Below are 18,252 nucleotides of genomic sequence, written 5' to 3' on the forward strand. Positions count from 1 at the left end.
GCCCCCAGGTCAAGAAGGTCTCACGGCATGACGAACCGGGCCCTGGCACCCTCCCCGGGCTCGGCCGACACACGGTCCGCGCTCGCGCGCGATGAGTTACGCCCTTCGCGCCGGTCTACCGCACGTGGACGACATGCCTGCTGCCGAGATCGTGCTCGTCGGACCCGTCACCCGGGACGAGGTGAGCGGGCTCTGCTCCGATGTCCGTGCGCTTCTGAAGCGCACGGGAGCGAAGGTCGTCATCTGCGATGTCGCGGCGCTGGGACCACCGGGCCTCACGGCCGTCGACCTGCTGGCCCGCCTGGAGCTGACCGCCCGCCGGGCCGGCGGACGGATACGCCTGCGCGATCCCGACCCCGCCCTACCCGCTCTGCTCGACCTCGTCGGCCTCCGTTTCGAGATGGAGGGGCAGCCCGAACAGCGGGAACCAGCGCGCTGTGTCGAGGAAGCAGTGGAAACCGGTGATCCGCCCGTCTGAGATCTCCAGCACCTGCACCGCCCACGGACTGAAGCCGCCCCGCTCCGGGTCCGGCTTGTACTGCGCGAACCCCGGCAGACCGTTGACCTGCACCGGCAGCAGCCGCGAGCCCGCGCACGCCGCACCGAGCGTCGTCATGAAGCCGGTGATGTCCGACGGGCCGGTCAGCCACAGGTCGAACGGCGGCATCGTCATGATCGCGTCCTCGTGGAGCAGCGCCGTCAGCGCCGTCATGTCATAGCCCTCGAAGGCCGCGACATAGCGCTCCAGCAGCTTCTGCTGCTCCTCGTCCAGCGGGTCCGACACGGCCGCGTCGGCGGCCTTCTCGTCCCGCTCGGCGAGGGTCGCGCGGGCCCGCTGGAGCGCGCTGTTGACCGATGCCACCGAGGTGCCGAGCAGTTCGGCGACCTCGCTCGCCTTCCAGGCCAGCACCTCGCGCAGGATCAGCACCGCCCGCTGCTTGGGCGGCAGTTGCTGGAGCGCCGCCATGAAGGCCAGCCGCACGGACTCCTTGGCGACCGCCGCCTCCGCCGGGTCGGCGGTGGAGGGCAGCACCCGGGAGTCCGGCATCGGCTCCAGCCAGGTGTGGTCCGGGCGCGGGGACAGGGCCGCCTGCGCCAGCGGGGTCGCCTCGGAGAGATCCATGGGCCTGGCTCGCTTGTTCCCGGCGTTCAACATGTCCAGACAGACGTTGGTCGCGATGCGGTAGAGCCATGAGCGGACGCTGGAGCGCCCCTCGAACTTGTCGTAACTGCGCCAGGCGCGGACCAGGGTGTCCTGCACCGCGTCCTCGGCCTCGAAGGAGGAGCCGAGCATCCGGTAGCAGTACCCGGTCAGCTCCACCCGGTGTTTCTCCAGGGTCGCGTCCAGCTCCGTCGTCGTCGCCGTGCCGTTGGTCATCGTCCACCCACCCCTGTGGCCGTTCCGATACCGGTACGCCTCAGTGCGTCCAGCACTTCGGAAGCTACCGCAGCCCACTGACAATGGCCCCCGGAGTCAGCAAAGGGCCAGGTCAGAGGGGTGCGAGGGCAGGGGGACCCGAGGGGGCTCCACTTGATCCCGGCACGGGAGCCGGGCGTGCGCCCACGGCCTACGCGGCCTTAGCCGCGGCCCCCCGGGACGCGGTCCGGTCCGCGGTGCGGGCTGCGGTCCGGTCCGCGGTGTGGGCTGCTGCGGTGCGGGCCGCCGCCCGGGTTCCCGCCACCGTGATGCCGACGACCCCGAGGACCGCGAGCAGTCCGACCCCCACGGTTCCGCCCCACCCTCCGGCGTGGAACGCCATCGCGCCGACCGTGCTGCCCGCGCTGGAGCCCACGTAGTAGGCGGACTGGTAGAGCGCGGACGCCTGTGCCCGTCCCGTCGTGGCCGTCTTGCTCACCGCCGAGGACGCCACCGCGTGTCCCGCGAAGAAGCCCGCCGTGATGAGCACCAGGCCGAGCAGGACCAGCGGGAGGCGGTCGGCGAGGGACAGCAGCAGACCGGAGGCGGTCGTGCCACCGGCCAGGTACAGCGCGCCCCGGCGCCCGAGGCGCCCCACGAGGCGGCCGGCCGTGGACGCGGCCACCGTACCGACGAGATAGACCAGGAAGATCGAGCCGACGACGCCCTGCGGCAGCGAGAACGGGGCCTCGGTCAGCCGGTAGCCGATCACCGTGTACACCCCGCCGAAGACCGTCATGAACAGCGCGCCGATCGCGTACAGCCGCCGCAGCAGAGGGTCGGACAGATGACCGCGCACGGTCGCCGCCAGCACCTTCGGGCGCAGCGAGCCGGAGGTGAAGTGGCGCGGCGCGGGCAGCAGCAGCCGGAACACGACGGCCGCGGCCACCGCGACCAGTCCGAGCGCGCCGAGCGCCACCCGCCAGCCCCACTCCTGGGCGATCCAGCCGGTCAGCACCCGGCCGCTCATCCCGCCGACGCTGTTGCCCGCGACGAACAGTCCGATCGCCGTGATCAGTGCCTTGGGCCGGACCTCCTCCGCGAGATACGCCGTCGCCGCCGCCGGCACCCCGGCCAGCGCGGCCCCCTGCACCGCCCGCAGCGCGACCAGCGCGGTCAGCGAGGGCGCGAAGGGGATCAGTACGGCGACGGCCACCGCCACCGCCAGCGACGCGGTCATGACCGTACGCCTGCCGAAACGTTCCGACAGGGCGCTCATCGGGATCACGAACAGCGCCAGACCGCCGGTCGCGGCGGCCACCGTCCAACTGGCCTCGCTCGCGCTCACCCCGAAGTCCCCGGAGATCAGCGGCAGCAGGGCCTGGGTGGAGTAGAGCAGGGCGAAGGTGGCGACTCCGGCCAGGAAGAGAGCGAGGCTCATCCGGCCGTAACCGGGCCCGCCGGGGGTCATACGGGAGTCGGAGGGGGAGGCGGGGACGGAGGAGGCGGCGCCCAGAGTGCTGGACGCCCCGGTACTGGCGGGAGTCATGCCTGAAGACTCCTACGCCGTCGCTCATCCGTCCAATGCATGGAATCGCCATAATCGTTCCCATGAAGCATCAGCAGAGGTCACCGGGGCGGCTGTCACCGGGCAGTGACACAGAAGACATCGTCGCGCTGCTCGCGCCACGTCTCGTTCACTTCGCCGGGGTCGCCCGCACCGAGCACGTCACGCGGGCCGCGCAGGAGATGAACGTCCCCCAGTCCACGCTCTCGCGGGCGGTGGTCCGGCTGGAACAGGACCTGGGCGTCGAACTCTTCGCCCGCCGTGGCCGCACCGTCGCCCTGACCACCGCGGGCCACACCTTCCTCGCCTCCGTCGAACGGGCCCTCGCGGAGATCGAGCGGGCCGCCGAGGAGGTCCGCGCCGACTCCGACCCGGCCACCGGCAAGGTCGCCTTCGGCTTTCTGCACACCATGGGCGCCGAGACCGTCCCCGGACTGCTCCACGCCTTCCGCGACGACCACCCCCGCATCCGCTTCGCGCTGGTCCAGAACCACGGCGAGGCCATGCTGGAGGGCCTGCGGGCCGGCGAACTGGACCTCTGTCTGACCTCCCCCGTCCCCGATGCCCCCGACCTGGTCGCCCGCCGCCTGGACGAACAGAAGCTCCGGCTCGTCGTCCCCGGCGACCACCGGCTCGCCGCCCGCCGCCGGATCCGCCTGGCGGAGGCCGCCGACGAAACCTTCGTCACCCTCGAACCCGGCTACGGACTGCGCCGCATCACCGACGCCCTCTGCCAGGACGCCGGCTTCAAACCCCGAGTGGCCTTCGAGGGCGAGGAGACCGAGACGCTACGGGGCCTGGTCGCGGCGGGCCTGGGCGTGGCCCTGCTCCCCCCACCGACCGTCCCGCGCCCGGGAGTCGTGGAACTCACCGTCACCGCCCCCAGAGCCGTCCGTGAAATCGGCGTCGCCTGGCTGGAAGGCCACCCCGACACACCGCCCGTGACAGCCTTCAAGAAGTTCCTGCTCTCCAAACGGGGCAATCTCCTACCGGAGTGAGGCGGGGGCCGTGGGCGTGCCTGTGCCCGTGCCTGTGCCCGTGCCTGGCGGCAGCGGGTGGGTGGGGGGTTCGTGGGGCGGCGGTTCGTGTGGTGGTGAGCGGTGGGTGGCCGGTGGGTGGCGGCGGGTGGGTGGAGGTTCGGGAGGCGGGGGCGTGAGGTGGTGGGTGGTGGGCGGAGGCGCGTGCGGCGGGGCCTGGGGGGAGGGGGCTGGTGGACGGCAGCCCGTGGGCCGGGGCTCTTGGGGCGGCGCCCTGGGGGCCGAAGCCAGCAGGACCGTGGGGCCTGGCGGGACCCGCGGCGCGGGGGTCCGTGCGGCGGGCCGACGGGGCGGCAACCCGTGGGGCGGCGGGTGGTGGGAGCGCAGCTCCTGGCGGCGGCTGCTGGAATTGAGGTCCGTGGGACGGAGGTTGATGGGACGGAGGTTCCCGAACAGGTCCGTGGAGCGGCGGCCTACGGGCTGACGCCGGCGACGCGGTCCGTGGCGTCTGCGGTCCGTGACGCCGCGGTCCGTGCGGCGGTCTGCACGGCGGGCCCATGAGGCGGCAACCCGTGGGGCGGAGGTTCCTGGACGAGGTCCGTGGGCGGCGGCGGCCTACGGGGCTGACGCCGGTGGGAGGCAGTCCGTGGCGGCTGCGGCTGCGGTTCGTGACACCCGAGGTCCATGGCGCGGTGGTCCGTACGGCGGTCCGCGCGGCGGGCCCACGGGGCGGCAACCGTGTGGCGGCGGTTGGTGGGAGCGCGGCTTCTGACGGCGGCTGCTGGACTTGAGGTCTGTGGGACGGAGGCTCTTGGGTGAGGTGTCCGTAGGGCGGCGGCCTCGGGGCTGACGTCGGTGGGACGCAGTCCGTGGCGCCCGAGGTCCATGGCGCGTGCGATCCCTGGGGCCGGGGTCCGTGACGTCCGCGGTCCATGGCCCGGCGGTCCGTGGGTGTGAGGTCCGCCGAGCGGTGAGCCGTAGGGCGTCGGCCGGGTGGACCGAGGTCCGTGCAGCCGAGGCCCGTAGGGCGCAGGTCGCTGGGGCGGCGGTCCCAGAGCCGTTGGCCCAAGAGGCAGCGCCCCCAAGAGGCAGCGTCCCCGAGAGTCTGCGGCCGAGAGTCGGTGCCCCGAGCGCGCCGCAGCCTTCGCTGCCCGGACGTCGGCTAACGGAGGGTTTTTCCGAAGCCCGCGGCCAGTGGCATCCGTAGGCCCAGTGGAGGGGGTGCCGCCAGGGCGTCGCGTACCGGGCGGGAGAAGGCCCGGCCGTACAGCGTGCCCATCAAGAAGTCCGCGGCCAGCGCGTGCACTTCGTCGCGGTACTGCTGTAACCCGTGCCGGTCCGCGTGGACTTCGAAGCGGCACACGTCCCGGTTGGTCTTCTTCGCCCGGGCCGCCAGCCGGAACGACCGCTCGGGGTCGGACCGCTCGTCGTGGGTGCCGTGCACGATCAGTACCCGCCGCCCCACCAGCTGTTTCACCGGTTCGGGTGACTCCGCCCCGCCCTCCTCCGGCAGCCAAGGGGCCAGCGCGAGCACCGAGTCGACGGCCTCGTGCCCGCCCGCGCGCAGGGCCGCCCGGCCGCCCATGGCGACCCCGGCGAGACAGATCGGCACATCGCCGTAGCGCCGTACGACCTCGTCGGCGGCCCACGTCGCGTCCTCGGCGAGCGTGGCGTCGGCGCCGTTCCACCCGCGGTAGCGGTAGTGCACGACATGCGCGGCCAGCCCCTCGCCGCGCGCCGCGCGCAGCAGCCGGCGCCCGAGGGGACGCACGGCCGCGGCGGCTCTCAGGGGGGACGGTCTGCGCTGTGAGACCTCGTCACCGCCGGGCAGCAGCAGCACCACCGCGCCCACCGTCGCCGGCTCCGCGCCGAGCGCCCGCCCCAGCCGGGCGCTGCGCACCGGCGTCGCTTGCTGTGCCATGGCAGAACAGTGTCAGACGCCGGGGTGTCCGCCCCCCTCCGGGGCGGTCACCGTTACGTATCGACGGTTCTGTACAGCGGGCGATCTACGCGCGTAGGCGTTAGAGTGCGAAAATGACGAGCCAGACTGACGGAAAGACGGGCCCGACTGACCGGAAGCGGAACCTGCCGACCCCGGACCAGATCCGCCGGGCCCCCAAAGTGCTGCTCCACGACCACCTCGACGGCGGCCTGCGCCCCGGCACCGTCGTCGACCTCGCCCGGGAGACCGGCTACTCCGCGCTTCCCGAGACCGACGCCGACAAGCTCGGCCTCTGGTTCCGCGAGGCCGCCGACTCCGGCTCCCTGGAGCGCTATCTGGAGACCTTCTCCCACACCGTCGGTGTGATGCAGACCCGGGACGCGCTGGTCCGGGTCGCCGCCGAGTGCGCCGAGGACCTCGCCGAGGACGGCGTCGTCTACGCCGAGGTGCGGTACGCCCCCGAGCAGCACCTCGCGGGCGGGCTGAGCCTGGAGGAGGTCGTGGAGGCCGTCAACGAGGGCTTCCGCGAGGGCGAGCGCCGGGCCCGGGAGGACGGCCGGCGGATCCGCGTCGGCGCGCTGCTCACCGCGATGCGGCACGCCGCCCGCGCGCTGGAGATCGCCGAACTCGCCAACCGTCACCGGGACCTGGGCGTCGTGGGCTTCGACATCGCGGGCGCGGAAGCCGGTTACCCGCCCACCCGTCACCTCGACGCCTTCGAGTACCTCAAGCGCGAGAACAACCACTTCACCATCCACGCCGGAGAGGCTTTCGGACTGCCCTCCATCTGGCAGGCCCTCCAGTGGTGCGGCGCCGACCGGCTCGGTCACGGCGTACGGATCATCGACGACATCCAGGTCGCCGACGACGGCGGGGTGACGCTGGGTCGGCTCGCCGCGTACGTCCGGGACAAGCGGATCCCGCTGGAGCTGTGCCCCAGTTCCAACCTCCAGACCGGTGCCGCCGCCTCCTACGCCGAGCACCCCATCGGACTGCTGCGGCGGCTCCACTTCCGCGCCACGGTCAACACCGACAACCGTCTGATGTCGGGGACCAGTATGAGCAAGGAATTCGAGCATCTCGTCGAGGCATTCGGATACACGCTCGACGACATGCAGTGGTTCTCCGTCAATGCTATGAAGTCAGCTTTCATTCCTTTCGATGAACGACTCGCCATGATCAATGAGGTCGTGAAGCCCGGATACGCGGAACTGAAGTCCGAATGGCTGTTCCAGCAGACCGCCTCCACCAGCGGTTCTGCGGACGAACAGGGCTGAACGGGGGACAACGGAGAGCCGCTGACGCGGTACGCGTCCACCAGTCGTCCGCATTTCGATGTTTGCGGCGGACGGCCCGGCGTGTTTACGTTCGTGGACCGCTTCCCATTTCCCGTCGCCTCTTCGTCGTCCCCGTCGTTCCCCGTCATCCCCTTTCGAGTTCAGTCGAAGGAATATTCAAGATGAAGCAGTCTGCCAAGACCCTCGGTGTCGCCGCTCTCGGTGTCGCCTTCGCCGCCGCCGGCACGGGTGCCGCGAACGCCGCCCCGGTGGCCCCCGACGCCGGTCAGGCGCTGGACACCGTCACCCGCACCCTGCCCGCCGAGAACCTCGCGGCTGCGCTGCCGGGTGCCGGTGAGGCGGTGCACCAGGGGCAGAACGCGCTCGGTGCGGGACTGGCCGCCGCCCAGCCGCTCGCCCAGCAGATGCTCGCCAAGGGCCCGACCCAGCCCGTCGCCGGTCTCCTCGGCGGACTGCCGATCAAGGGACTCCCGACGCACGGTCTCCCGGTCAACGGCATCCCCCTGGGCTGACCCGAATCCCGGCCCCTCGGCTGACCCGGCTCTAGCCTCCTCGGCTGACCCGGACCCCGGCCCTCGGTCGGCCCGGCTCCCGACCCCTAAGGGGCGCACTCCACCTCGGGTGGGGTGCGCCCCTCGGTCGTGCGTCGTGGGCGCCCGCCGGTGCGCGGGCGGGTGCTCACCAGGCCGGACGCGCCGCCTTCTCCTCGGAGGGGAAGAGGATCCACAGCGCTATGTAGAGCAGGAACTGGGGGCCCGGCAGCAGACAGGACACCAGGAAGATCACCCGCATCGTGGTCGCGGAGGTGCCGAAGCGCCGGGCCAGCGCGGCACACACACCGCCGATGACGCGGCCGTTGGTGGGGCGGGCGAGGCGGTTCATGACTCTCTCCTTCGTGAGCGGCTCGTACGGGCCCCCGGTGCGGTGGCCTCGGCTGTACTCCACTCCGTACTCCACGGTACGAGGACGAACCAACCCAAGCGTCGCTCTACGGGGCGATCCCGACCCTGGGAATCGTCGGGGTGCGACCCTGAGCGGTCTCGTCCTGGGGGAGGGGCTCGCCCAGGGCGTCCATGAGGGGCCGCGGGCGGGCCGCACGGCGGCGCAGCCGGGCGCGGGCCGCGGGGACGACCGCGAGGTGGGCCAGGGTGACACCGGCGATGTTCAGGAAGAGGGAGTCGACGTCGGTCACCTGGCCGGGCACGCCGGTCTGGAGCAGTTCGATGCCGGTCGAGATCAGGGCGCCCGCGGCGATCGTGCTCAGCAGGGACGCGAGCGGAGAGACATGGAGCCGGCCGCCCACCGCGGGCAGCAGCACCCCGAGCGGCGCCAGCAGCGCGACGGCCTCGCCGATCCGGAGCACCGCCTCACGCGGGCCGAGCGCCAGATCCGCCCGGATCCCCGCGAAGGGCTCCAGGTTGGCCGGCATCACCCACGGCACGTCCAGCGGGCGCAGTGTCAGCCAGCCGACGAACGCGAGATGCGCGACGAGGAGGACACCTCCCGTCACCCGGACACGGACCGCGGCGCTACCGCCCCTGGAGCCTTGACGCTGCACGCCCCCGAAGACGCGCCCCCCGGCCGCATCGGTTCCGCGGGCCCCGGACAGAACCGGATGAGGCGTGCACCACACCCTTGCGGCACACCCCTGCGACACCCCTCGTGGCCCCCCGTGCACCCCTGCGGCACCCCTCCCGTGCCCTCCCGTGCCCCCCCTTGGCCTCCGTGGCCTCCGTGGTGGCCCCCCTTGGCCCCCGTGGCCCCCCGTGGCCGCCCCGGGCGGACCCGTCAGCCCGGGGTGACTTCCGTGGCCGGTGGGGTCCGGATGCCGGGGCGGGTGCGGACGTCGTCGGTGCACTCGTAGCGGAGCACGGCGTTCCGCGGGCCGCCCAGGACGACCGAGCCGTCTCCCTCGGCGGCCTCCGAGTCGGAGAAGGTGCAGACGATCTGCGAGAGGGCGTACGCGGTGAGGTCGGCGGGCGGCACGCTGAGCCGCAGGGTCTCGCCCGGGTCCCGCCCGTGCGGCCCCGACACCACCAGGCCCTCGGGGACCTCCGTGGTGTAGCCGGCCTCCTTCTCGGCGGCCGACGGCGCCTCCGCGAGCTGGTCCAGCAGGCCCTGCGCCACCTGCACCCGGCGCACGGCCTCCGTGGTGTTCTGCGGGACCGCCGCCACCTGCCGGTCGACGGTCACCAGCGAGGAGCGGCACAGCAGAAACACCTGGGCCGGGAAACCGGGCGCGGCACGGGCGGTGACCTCGGGACCGGCGGGCGTGCAGTGCGCGCGCGAGGGCGCCGCCCCGAAGTCGGTCGGCACCTCCGTCGCCCGGATCCCGCACCCCGTGAGCAGCACGGCCAGCACCGGCAGCGCCAGCACCCGACACCGTCGTAGCCCCGTCCGCCCGCTCATCCGGCGCTCCCCTTGCCCGTCCCGCCCGTCCTGCCCGTCCTGCCCGTCCTGCCCGTCCTGCCTGTCCGGCCTGTCCTGCCTGTCCGGCCTGTCCTGCCTGTCCTGCCCGTCCCGCCCGTCCGGCCCGCCTCGCCCGCCCTGCTCTCCCCGCAGTCCCGGCTGCCCCTGCTGCTCCCGCCGCCCCCGCTGCGCCAGCGGCTCCCGTTGCGCCAGCCGTGCCAGCGGTCCCCGCTGCGCCAGCCGTGCCAGCCATGCCAGCCGTGCCCGCTGCCCCCGCCGTCCTGGCCGTCCTCGCCGTCCTGGCCGTTCCATCGTCACGCGCTTCCCCGGCTTCCCGTGTCGCCGCCCGCGCGGCGCTCCTCCTCGTCGGCCTCCGCCAGCGGGGAACCGTCGTTCGGCAGCCGCAGGGTGAACACCGCGCCGCCCTCGGGGGAGTTGGTGGCGGTGATCTCGCCGCCGTGGATGTGCGCGTTCTCCAGGGCGATCGACAGCCCCAGCCCGCTGCCCTCGGAGCGGGGGCGGGAGGCGCTCGCCTTGTAGAAGCGGTCGAAGACGTGCGGGAGGACGTCCTCGGGGATGCCGGGCCCGTGGTCCCGGACCTGGATCACGACCTCGTCGCCGTCTTCCCGTACGGAGACCCGCACCGGGGAGCCGCCGTGCTTGAGGGCGTTGCCGATCAGGTTGGCGAGGATCACGTCCAGGCGGCGCGGGTCGAGCCGGGCGTGGATGCCGCGCTCGGCGTCCAGGTCCACGGCGTCCAGCCAGGCGCGCGCGTCGATGCAGTGGGTGATCTGGTCGGCCACGTCCACATCGTCCAGGACCAGCCGGGCGGTACCCGCGTCGAAGCGGGTGACCTCCATCAGATTCTCGACCAGGCTGTTGAGCCGCCGGGTCTCGCTCACCACCAGCCGCACCGCCGGTTCGATCATCGGGTCGAGGCCGCCGCTCTCGGAGTCGAGTTCCTCCTCCAGCACCTCGGTCACCGCGGTGATCGCGGTCAGCGGCGTCCGCAGCTCATGGCTCATGTCGGCGACGAAGCGCCGGGACGCCTCGTCCCGCGCGGCCATGTCGTCCACCCGCTTCTCCAGCGCCTCGGCCGCGTTGTTGAAGGTCCGCGACAGATCCGCCAGCTCGTCCGTGCCCGACACCGCGAGCCGGGTGTCCAGCCGGCCCTCACCGAGCCGCCGCGCGGCGACCCCGAGCCGGTGCACGGGCTTGAGCACGGTCGTGGCGGCGGCCTGCGCGAGCAGCGCCGAGCCGATCAGCGCCAGACCACTGGCGATCCCCAGCGACCAGGCCAGCGAGTTGAGATCCTTGGCCTCCGGCTCCAGCGACTTGAGCATGTAGCCCGTCACCCCGCCGCCGATCACCCGCGCCCCGGCCACCAGATAGGGGGTGCCGTCGTCCACGGTCCGCTGCCAGAACAGGTGGTACGGCGCGTCCCCGGCCGCGCCCCCGTCATCGGTCGACTGGCGCTTGTTCACCGCCGTACGCAGCGACCCCGGCACATCCTGGAGCGAGAAGCCGTTCAGGCCGCCGGAACCGCCGGACACCGTCTCGCCGTCGGCGTCCTCCGCGACCAGCAGCACGGTGAAACGCTGGCTGCTGTCGGCCATCTGGCCCGCCGTGTGCTGCAACTCGTTCTGGTTCGGGCGCGCGGGCAGCGAACCCGCCCGGTTCTGCATCTCCTGCTGGAAGTCGCGCAGCACCGCGTCCTGGGTGCGGGTCAGCACGGCCTCGCGGTTCAGCCAGTACGCGATCGCCGACGCCGACACCGCGGCGGTCAGCGCGACCAGCCCGAAGACCACCACCACCCGCAGCCGCAGACTGGTGAAGCGCAGCCCGGACAGCACCGCCCTGCGTGCCGCGGCCCAGCCGCGGGAGCCCCCTTGCCGCTCTGTCACTGAGGCGGATCCAGCCGGTAGCCGACACCCCGGACGGTACGGATCAGCGACGGCGAGGACGGTACGTCCTCCACCTTGGCCCGCAGCCGCTGCACACAGGCGTCCACCAGCCGGGAGTCGCCCAGGTAGTCGTGCTCCCACACCAGCCGCAGCAACTGCTGCCGGGACAGCGCCTGACCGGGCCGCCGGCTCAGCTCCAGCAGCAGCCGCAGCTCGGTCGGGGTGAGCTGGAGATCCTCGCCGTTCTTCGTGACGGTCATCGCGGCGCGGTCGATGACGAGGCTGCCGAAGGTCGCGGCGTCGTTCGCCTCCCGCTCGCCGCGGCGCAGCACCGCGCGGATCCGGGCGTCCAGCACCCGGCCCTGCACGGGCTTGACGACGTAGTCGTCGGCACCGGACTCCAGGCCGACCACCACGTCGATGTCGTCGTTGCGCGCGGTCAGCAGGATGATCGGCAGCTGGTCGGTGCGCCGGATCCGCCGGCACACCTCGAAACCGTCGATCCCGGGCAGCATCACATCCAGCACGATCAGGTCCGGCCGCTGCTCACGCAGCAGTTTCAGACCGTCCTCACCACTGGCAGCGGTCGCCACGCGGTGTCCCTGGCGCGTCAGTGAGAGCTCCAGGGCCGTACGGATGGCGTCGTCGTCCTCGATCAGCAACAGGGAAGGCACAGGGGTCATTCTGGCCCATGGAGGGTGTGCTGTTCGACCTGCGGGTGCGGATCACGTGCGGATCGGGTGCCGATCGCATCACGCGTGATCTTGGAACTTCCCGTCACAGGGGCCTGTGACAGGTCTGTGACAGTCGGCGGACACGGTGATGAAGGTGCTTCGGCAGAGTTCTCGGCACCAGCGGGGGAGCGGCAACACCGCAAGACCGAACACCGGAAGTCCACGACGGGGGGCGCGAGATGAACACGCTGCACCGCACCAGCACCAGCGCAGTGATCACGCGTCTGCACGACGTGAACGGGGGCCGGGGTTCCGAGAAGTCCGGTGCCGTGAGCGGGCGGGGGTGCGCTCGCGGCACCGGACGTCAGCACACCGCGTACATGACGGTGGTTGACGGACACACGGGGGACGGTACGGGGGGTACGGGGGCGGGCGTCTCGGGGGAGACGCACGGGGGAGCCGCGTACAGGGAGGAGCCGGGGGAGCGTCGCTCGGTGTCGGAGGTGGAGTTCACCGCCTACGTCCAGGAGCGCCGCGCCTCTCTGTACGCCACCGCGTACCACCTGACCGGTGACCGGTTCGAGGCCGAGGACCTGTTGCAGAGCGCGCTGTTCTCGACGTACCGGGCCTGGGACCGGATCAGCGACAAGGCGGCGGTCGGGGGCTACCTGCGCCGCACCATGACCAATCTGCACATCAGCGCCTGGCGGCGCCGCAAGCTCAACGAGTACCCGACCGAGGAACTGCCGGAGACGCCCGGTGACTCGGACGCGATGCGCGGCACCGAACTGCGCGCGGTCCTGTGGCAGGCGCTCGCCCGGCTGCCCGAACTCCAGCGCACCATGCTGGTCCTGCGCTACTACGAGGGCCGTACGGACCCGGAGATCGCCGAGATACTCGACATCAGCGTGGGCACGGTCAAGTCCAGCATCTGGCGCTCCCTGCGTCGGCTGCGCGACGACGAGGTCCTGAGCTTCGGCCGCGACCAGGAGGACGCCTTCGGCGAACTGGTCGCCTGAGGACGGCGTCTGAAACACGACGTCTGAAACCCGACGTCTGGAACACGGCGTCTGAAGGGCGTCGAAAAAAAACTTCCTCGGGGGTGTATCAGGGGGAGGGAAGAGGGGTCTTGTCTACAGGGTCCGGGGGGAGCCTGCGGTAACAGGGCCCTGGGGGGAAGCACCGAGGGGAACGGGGGACACGGGGACACGGGGGAACAAGGGGAGGGAAAGAAAGAAACACGGGGGAAGCAAGAAAAAACGGGGGAGCACGAAGGAAGCGGGACTGGAGGGCCGGGGGGTCCGTCCAGTCCCGCTTCCCGTTGTACGCGGGTGCGCGGGTGCGCGCAGGCCCGTATCCGCAGGGGACGGATGTCTGCCGCAGGGGACCGGAGGTCCGTGCGGGACCGGGTGTCCGCAGGGGACTGGATGCCCGCAGGGGGCTGGATGTCCGCAGTGGACCGGGTGTCCGCAGTGGACCGGGTTCCCGTGCGGGACCGGTCGTCCGCCCGGACCCGGTGTTCCGCCCGGACCCGGACGTCCGCCCGGAACCGGACGTCCGCGTGAACGTGGGGCCGGGGGGCTACGACGGTGTCCGCGCGCCCGCGCACCGGCCCGCCGCCGCTGCCGCCAGCCGCCCCATCGCCTCGTCACGGTCGCAAGGATGGGCGCCCAGCGCGGCCTGCCGGGCGATGATCGAACGCTCGGTGCGCAGCAGCCGCCAGCCGCGGCGCAGCAGGAACGCCACCGACTTGCGGCCCTCCTTGAGATCCCGCACGAAACGGCGCCGGAACGTCCGCACCGGGCCCCGGCTCAGACACAGCGCGTCCGCCAGCACCCCGAGGTCCCGGCAGCGCTGGACGATCTCGGCGGCGAAGATGCCCTCCGCGACGAACAGCGGGGTGCGGCCGATGTCGACACTGTCCTCGCCGGTACGGGCGCTGGCCGCGATGTCGTAGACCGGGACATTGGTACGGCCCGTGCGGCACAGGTCGGTGATCGCGGAGACGGCCGCGTCCGCGTCCCAGGACCGCGGATGGTCCCAGTCGATGTCGGAGCCCCCGCTCACCTGGGGCAGCGTCGGGTCGTCGCCCTCCTTGTAGAAGTCGTCCAGCCGCAGCACCGGGAGACCGGAACGCCGGGCGAGCAGGGACTTGCCGGAGCCGGACGGGCCGCAGAGCAGCACGACACGCGTGGGTATGGGCGGATGGGAACTCACGGGTCACCAGTCTGCGGTATGGAGGGGGCGCCGAACGAGCCCGCGGGTCGGCTTTGATGCGCGCGTCACACCTCAACTACCCTTCGTGTCGACATGATGACCCGGCGCGATGCTCGACAGAAGGTGGCACTCATGGGCCGACACTCGATCTCTCCTCAGCCGCGGACCCGGCGGGCGCTGGCCGTCCTCGCCACGGCGGGCGTCGCGCTCGGCGCCGGCGCCGGGGTCTCGGCGGCGGCCGAGGCGGAGCCGGTGCTCGATGTGATGCGGACCCGGCCGACCAGCCTCGGCAACATCGACCCGGCGGCCGGGCTCGCGGGGGTGACGGGGTCCGTCCAGTACGTGACCGGCCCGGTGGCCGGACTCAAGCCGAACCCCCTGGCCGGCACCGGGGTCGACCCCCTGGACAACGGGGTGGGGACCCAGCTCGCCGACTTCAAGCCGCTGACGTCGAAAATGCTGACGGGGCCTGTGGCCCAGGCCCCGTCGGTGGGGAGTCTGCCGCTGGTCGGCCCGCTGCTGGGCGGGTGAGCGCGGGCCCGGCCGGTCCCGCGGCCCGGCCGCGGCCCGGCGTGGCTCAGTAGGGTCAGTAGGAGGAGCCCGCCGCGCCCAGCGCCCCGGTCGGGTGCCAGACCGTCTTCGTCTCCAGGAACGCCGTCATCCGGTCGATCCCCGGCGTCGCCGTGTGATCCACAGGCTGTGGACGCAGGACGCGCTTGAGGTTGTCGGCGGCGGCGATCTCCAGGTCCTTCGCCAGGGACTCGTCCGCGCCGGCCAGGTCGATGGCGTTGACGTCCTGGTGGGCGGCGAGCGGGGTGGCCAGTTCGGCGGTACGGCCGGACAGGATGTTGACGACTCCGCCGGGGACGTCCGAGGTGGCCAGGACCTCCCCGAGGGAGAGGGCCGGCAGCGGCGAGCGCTCGCTGGCCACGACGACCGCGGTGCTGCCGGTGGCGAGCACGGGGGCGAGCACCGAGACCAGGCCCAGGAACGAGGACTTCTGCGGGGCCAGGACGGCGACCACGCCCGTCGGCTCCGGTGTCGAGAGGTTGAAGTACGGGCCCGCCACCGGGTTGGCGCCGCCGATCACCTGGGCGATCTTGTCGGTCCAGCCCGCGTACCAGACCCAGCGGTCGACCGTGGCGTCCACCACCGCCGCGGCCTTCGACTTCGACAGGCCCTCGGCGTCCGCGACCTCGCGGACGAACTGGTCGCGGCGGCCCTCCAGCATCTCCGCGACGCGGTAGAGGATCTGACCGCGGTTGTAGGCGGTCGCGCCCGACCAGCCGCCGAACGCCTTGCGGGCGGCCACGACCGCGTCCCGGGCGTCCTTGCGGGAGGACAGCGGCGCGTTGGCCAGCCAGTTGCCCTTGGAGTCGGTCACCTCGTACACCCGGCCGCTCTCCGAACGCGGGAACTTCCCGCCGACGTACAGCTTGTAGGTCTTGAAGACAGTCAAGCGTTCTGCGCGATCAGACATCGAGGTACGCCTCCAGGCCGTGGCGACCGCCCTCCCGGCCGAAGCCGGACTCCTTGTAGCCGCCGAACGGCGAGGTCGGGTCGAACTTGTTGAACGTGTTGGACCAGATCACGCCCGCGCGCAGCTTGCCCGCCACCGCGAGGATGCGGGAGCCCTTCTCCGTCCAGATGCCCGCGGACAGGCCGTACTGGGTGTTGTTGGCCTTGGCGACCGCCTCGTCCGGGGTGCGGAAGGTGAGGACCGACAGGACCGGGCCGAAGATCTCGTCGCGGGCGATGGTGTGGGCCTGGGTGACGTCGGTGAAGAGCGTCGGCGCGAACCAGTAGCCCGCGGCGGGCAGCTCGCACGGGGCCGTCCAGCGGGCCGCGCCCTCCGCCTCGCCCCGGTCGGCGAGGGCGGTGATCCTGGCGAGCTGCTCGGCGGAGTTGATCGCGCCGATGTCCGTGTTCTTGTCCAGGGGGTCGCCCAGGCGCAGGGTGGACAGACGGCGCTTGAGGGAGTCGAGCAGCTCGTCGTGGATCGACTCCTGGACCAGGAGGCGGCTGCCCGCGCAGCAGACCTGCCCCTGGTTGAAGAAGATGCCGCTGACGACACCCTCGACGGCCTGGTCGATCGGGGCGTCGTCGAAGACGATGTTGGCGCCCTTGCCGCCCAGTTCGAGGGTGAGCTTCTTGCTCGTGCCCGCGACCGTGCGGGCGATCTCCTTGCCGACGGCCGTGGAACCGGTGAAGGCGACCTTGTCGACGTCCGGGTGGGCGACCAGGGCGGCGCCGGTGCGGCCGTCGCCGGTCACGATGTTCACCACGCCCTTGGGCAGGCCCGCCTGGCGGCAGATGTCCGCGAAGAAGAGCGCGGACAGCGGCGTCGTCTCGGCCGGCTTCAGGACGACCGTGTTGCCGGTCGCCAGGGCCGGGGCGATCTTCCACGCCAGCATGAGGAGCGGGAAGTTCCAGGGGATGACCTGGCCCGCCACGCCGAGCGGGCGCGGCTGCGCGCCGAAGCCCGCGTGGTCGAGCTTGTCGGCCCAGCCCGCGTAGTAGAAGAAGTGCGCGGCGACCAGGGGCAGGTCCGCGTCCCTCGTCTCCCGGATCGGCTTGCCGTTGTCCAGGGTCTCCAGCACCGCCAGCTCACGGCTGCGCTCCTGGACGATCCGGGCGATACGGAACAGGTACTTGGCGCGCTCGGCGCCCGGCAGCGCCGACCACTTCTCGAACGCCTTGCGGGCGGCCCGCACCGCGCGGTCGACGTCGTCGGAACCGGCCTGCGCCACCTCCGACAGCACCTCCTCGGACGACGGGGAGACGGTCTTGAAGACCTTGCCGTCCGCCGCGTCCGCGAACTCGCCGTCGATGAACAGTCCGTAGGAGGGCGCGATGTCGACGACCGCACGGGACTCGGGCGCCGGTGCGTACTCGAACACTGAAGCCATGATGATCAGTCCACCGTCACGTAGTCGGGGCCGGAATAGCGGCCGGTGGCCAGCTTCTGGCGCTGCATCAGCAGATCGTTGAGGAGCGAGGAGGCGCCGAAGCGGAACCAGTGGCTGTCCAGCCAGTCCGGGCCCGCCGTCTCGTTGACCAGCACCAGGAACTTCACCGCGTCCTTGCTGGTGCGGATGCCGCCGGCCGGCTTCACCCCGATCTGGACGCCGGTCAGGGCGCGGAAGTCGCGGACCGCCTCCAGCATGAGGAGGGTGTTGGCGGGAGTGGCGTTGACGGCGACCTTGCCGGTGGACGTCTTGATGAAGTCCGCCCCGGCCAGCATGCCGAGCCAGCTCGCGCGGCGGATGTTGTCGTACGTCGACAGCTCGCCGGTCTCGAAGATGACCTTGAGCCGGGCCGCGCCGCACGCCTCCTTCACGGCCGTGATCTCCTCGTGCACCTTCAGATAGCGGCCCGCGAGGAAGGCACCGCGGTCGATGACCATGTCGATCTCGTCGGCGCCCGCGGCCACGGCCTCGCGCACGTCCGCGAGCTTCACGGAGAGGGCGGCGCGTCCGGCCGGGAAGGCGGTGGCGACGGAGGCGACCTTGACGCCGGAGCCGGCGACGGCCTCCTTGGCGGTGGTCACCATGTCGGGGTAGACGCAGACCGCGGCGGTGGAAGGGGCCGTACGGTCGGTCGGGTCGGGGCGGACGGCCTTGGCGCCGAGCGCCCGGACCTTGCCCGGGGTGTCCGCGCCTTCCAGCGTCGTCAGATCGACCATGGAGATGGCCAGATCGATGGCGTACGCCTTCGAGGTCGTCTTGATCGAGCGCGTCCCGAGCGAGGCGGCACGCGCCTCCAGACCGACGGCGTCGACTCCGGGCAGCCCGTGCAGAAACCGACGCAGCGCGCTGTCGGAGGCCGCCACGTCCGTGAGCGTGTGTACAGAGGTGGGCATGGTCACCAGGGGAGCATATCTACGCGCGTAGCGGCTGTACAGCCC

The 18,252-nt window shown here is 72.2% G+C and carries 18 protein-coding genes; 6 read left to right on the forward strand and 12 right to left on the reverse strand.

Annotated features, from left to right (window positions below):
• Positions 1-91 precede the first annotated feature (91 nt).
• Entirely contained in the window at positions 92-478 is a 387-nt protein-coding gene (locus ACIQNG_RS02385) for an STAS domain-containing protein (RefSeq protein WP_401482301.1), read from the forward strand.
• Here ACIQNG_RS02385 and ACIQNG_RS02390 read toward each other — a convergent pair.
• Together ACIQNG_RS02390 and ACIQNG_RS02395 are read right to left on the reverse strand one after the other, a co-directional pair.
• Positions 362-1,378, reverse strand: coding sequence for a sigma-70 family RNA polymerase sigma factor (locus ACIQNG_RS02390; RefSeq protein ID WP_401437335.1), 1,017 nt, complete (start codon positions 1,376-1,378; stop codon positions 362-364). The two genes, ACIQNG_RS02385 and ACIQNG_RS02390, sit on opposite strands and share 117 nt — an antisense overlap.
• 190 nt (positions 1,379-1,568) lie before the next feature.
• Positions 1,569-2,906 carry an MFS transporter gene (locus ACIQNG_RS02395; protein WP_401482302.1) on the reverse strand — a complete coding sequence of 446 codons (1,338 nt, stop codon included), beginning with the start codon at positions 2,904-2,906 and terminating at the stop codon, positions 1,569-1,571.
• 62 nt (positions 2,907-2,968) lie between these two features.
• Here ACIQNG_RS02395 and ACIQNG_RS02400 point away from each other — a divergent pair, with 62 nt between their 5' ends.
• Entirely contained in the window at positions 2,969-3,922 is a 954-nt protein-coding gene (locus tag ACIQNG_RS02400; protein ID WP_401437329.1) for a LysR substrate-binding domain-containing protein, read from the forward strand.
• Positions 3,923-5,063: 1,141 nt separating this feature from the next.
• Here ACIQNG_RS02400 and ACIQNG_RS02405 read toward each other — a convergent pair.
• On the reverse strand, positions 5,064-5,822 hold the full coding sequence (locus ACIQNG_RS02405; RefSeq protein WP_401437326.1) for a prolyl oligopeptidase family serine peptidase: 759 nt from the start codon (positions 5,820-5,822) through the stop codon (positions 5,064-5,066).
• A gap of 113 nt (positions 5,823-5,935) precedes the next feature.
• Here ACIQNG_RS02405 and ACIQNG_RS02410 point away from each other — a divergent pair, with 113 nt between their 5' ends.
• Together ACIQNG_RS02410 and ACIQNG_RS02415 are read left to right on the forward strand one after the other, a co-directional pair.
• Positions 5,936-7,120 carry an adenosine deaminase gene (locus ACIQNG_RS02410; protein ID WP_401482303.1) on the forward strand — a complete coding sequence of 395 codons (1,185 nt, stop codon included), beginning with the start codon at positions 5,936-5,938 and terminating at the stop codon, positions 7,118-7,120.
• Between the two features lie 182 nt (positions 7,121-7,302).
• On the forward strand, positions 7,303-7,653 hold the full coding sequence (locus ACIQNG_RS02415; protein WP_401482304.1) for an ATP-binding protein: 351 nt from the start codon (positions 7,303-7,305) through the stop codon (positions 7,651-7,653).
• A 166-nt stretch (positions 7,654-7,819) separates the two neighbouring features.
• Here the strand turns inward: ACIQNG_RS02415 and ACIQNG_RS02420 are convergent, their stop codons facing one another.
• The 5 genes from ACIQNG_RS02420 to afsQ1 form a co-directional block, all read right to left on the reverse strand.
• Positions 7,820-8,023 (reverse strand): PspC domain-containing protein, encoded by a 204-nt coding sequence (locus ACIQNG_RS02420; protein WP_401437317.1) that lies wholly within the window; start codon positions 8,021-8,023, stop codon positions 7,820-7,822.
• Between the two features lie 106 nt (positions 8,024-8,129).
• On the reverse strand, positions 8,130-8,699 hold the full coding sequence (locus tag ACIQNG_RS02425) for a VanZ family protein (protein ID WP_401482305.1): 570 nt from the start codon (positions 8,697-8,699) through the stop codon (positions 8,130-8,132).
• Between the two features lie 230 nt (positions 8,700-8,929).
• The gene (locus tag ACIQNG_RS02430; RefSeq protein ID WP_401437311.1) at positions 8,930-9,550 is read right to left on the reverse strand and encodes a hypothetical protein; all 621 of its coding nucleotides are present in this window, start codon (positions 9,548-9,550) and stop codon (positions 8,930-8,932) included.
• A 314-nt stretch (positions 9,551-9,864) separates the two neighbouring features.
• A complete protein-coding gene (locus ACIQNG_RS02435) occupies positions 9,865-11,454 on the reverse strand; it encodes an ATP-binding protein (RefSeq protein WP_401482306.1) in 1,590 nt (529 codons plus the stop codon).
• Entirely contained in the window at positions 11,451-12,128 is a 678-nt protein-coding gene (gene afsQ1 / locus ACIQNG_RS02440) for a two-component system response regulator AfsQ1 (RefSeq protein ID WP_401437307.1), read from the reverse strand. Before afsQ1 ends, ACIQNG_RS02435 begins: the two co-directional genes overlap by 4 nt.
• Positions 12,129-12,367: 239 nt before the next feature.
• On the opposite strand from afsQ1, the gene ACIQNG_RS02445 reads away from it, so the two are divergent.
• Complete coding sequence (locus ACIQNG_RS02445) at positions 12,368-13,147, forward strand: SigE family RNA polymerase sigma factor (RefSeq protein ID WP_401437304.1); 780 nt, start codon at positions 12,368-12,370, stop codon at positions 13,145-13,147.
• A 562-nt stretch (positions 13,148-13,709) separates the two neighbouring features.
• Here the strand turns inward: ACIQNG_RS02445 and ACIQNG_RS02450 are convergent.
• On the reverse strand, positions 13,710-14,345 hold the full coding sequence (locus tag ACIQNG_RS02450) for a uridine kinase (protein WP_401437302.1): 636 nt from the start codon (positions 14,343-14,345) through the stop codon (positions 13,710-13,712).
• A 132-nt stretch (positions 14,346-14,477) separates the two neighbouring features.
• Here ACIQNG_RS02450 and ACIQNG_RS02455 point away from each other — a divergent pair, with 132 nt between their 5' ends.
• Positions 14,478-14,876, forward strand: a complete 399-nt coding sequence (locus tag ACIQNG_RS02455) for a hypothetical protein (protein WP_401437299.1) — start codon at positions 14,478-14,480, stop codon at positions 14,874-14,876.
• 55 nt (positions 14,877-14,931) lie between these two features.
• Here the strand turns inward: ACIQNG_RS02455 and ACIQNG_RS02460 are convergent, their stop codons facing one another.
• From ACIQNG_RS02460 to deoC, 3 genes are read right to left on the reverse strand one after another with little or no spacing between them, the layout of a single operon-like run.
• On the reverse strand, positions 14,932-15,825 hold the full coding sequence (locus ACIQNG_RS02460; RefSeq protein WP_401482307.1) for an aldehyde dehydrogenase family protein: 894 nt from the start codon (positions 15,823-15,825) through the stop codon (positions 14,932-14,934).
• Positions 15,818-17,254, reverse strand: a complete 1,437-nt coding sequence (locus tag ACIQNG_RS02465) for an aldehyde dehydrogenase family protein (protein ID WP_401482308.1) — start codon at positions 17,252-17,254, stop codon at positions 15,818-15,820. Before ACIQNG_RS02465 ends, ACIQNG_RS02460 begins: the two co-directional genes overlap by 8 nt.
• A gap of 5 nt (positions 17,255-17,259) precedes the next feature.
• Positions 17,260-18,207: a deoxyribose-phosphate aldolase gene (deoC, locus tag ACIQNG_RS02470; protein ID WP_401437292.1), complete on the reverse strand. Its 948-nt coding sequence runs from the start codon at positions 18,205-18,207 to the stop codon at positions 17,260-17,262.
• Positions 18,208-18,252: the final 45 nt, after the last annotated feature.

This window comes from Streptomyces sp. NPDC091377, assembly GCF_044757045.1.
Classification (GTDB): Bacteria; Actinomycetota; Actinomycetes; order Streptomycetales; family Streptomycetaceae; genus Streptomyces.

Bases quoted from the DNA above. Each gene is read 5' to 3' on its own strand.
- ACIQNG_RS02385 (WP_401482301.1), top strand. From the start codon at position 92: ATGAGTTACGCCCTTCGCGCCGGTCTACCGCACGTGGACGACATGCCT.
- ACIQNG_RS02390 (WP_401437335.1), bottom strand. From the start codon at position 1,378: ATGACCAACGGCACGGCGACGACGACGGAGCTGGACGCGACCCTGGAG.
- ACIQNG_RS02395 (WP_401482302.1), bottom strand. From the start codon at position 2,906: ATGACTCCCGCCAGTACCGGGGCGTCCAGCACTCTGGGCGCCGCCTCC.
- ACIQNG_RS02400 (WP_401437329.1), top strand. From the start codon at position 2,969: ATGAAGCATCAGCAGAGGTCACCGGGGCGGCTGTCACCGGGCAGTGAC.
- ACIQNG_RS02405 (WP_401437326.1), bottom strand. From the start codon at position 5,822: ATGGCACAGCAAGCGACGCCGGTGCGCAGCGCCCGGCTGGGGCGGGCG.
- ACIQNG_RS02410 (WP_401482303.1), top strand. From the start codon at position 5,936: ATGACGAGCCAGACTGACGGAAAGACGGGCCCGACTGACCGGAAGCGG.
- ACIQNG_RS02415 (WP_401482304.1), top strand. From the start codon at position 7,303: ATGAAGCAGTCTGCCAAGACCCTCGGTGTCGCCGCTCTCGGTGTCGCC.
- ACIQNG_RS02420 (WP_401437317.1), bottom strand. From the start codon at position 8,023: ATGAACCGCCTCGCCCGCCCCACCAACGGCCGCGTCATCGGCGGTGTG.
- ACIQNG_RS02430 (WP_401437311.1), bottom strand. From the start codon at position 9,550: ATGAGCGGGCGGACGGGGCTACGACGGTGTCGGGTGCTGGCGCTGCCG.
- ACIQNG_RS02445 (WP_401437304.1), top strand. From the start codon at position 12,368: ATGAACACGCTGCACCGCACCAGCACCAGCGCAGTGATCACGCGTCTG.
- ACIQNG_RS02455 (WP_401437299.1), top strand. From the start codon at position 14,478: ATGGGCCGACACTCGATCTCTCCTCAGCCGCGGACCCGGCGGGCGCTG.
- ACIQNG_RS02460 (WP_401482307.1), bottom strand. From the start codon at position 15,825: ATGTCTGATCGCGCAGAACGCTTGACTGTCTTCAAGACCTACAAGCTG.
- ACIQNG_RS02465 (WP_401482308.1), bottom strand. From the start codon at position 17,254: ATGGCTTCAGTGTTCGAGTACGCACCGGCGCCCGAGTCCCGTGCGGTC.
- deoC (WP_401437292.1), bottom strand. From the start codon at position 18,207: ATGCCCACCTCTGTACACACGCTCACGGACGTGGCGGCCTCCGACAGC.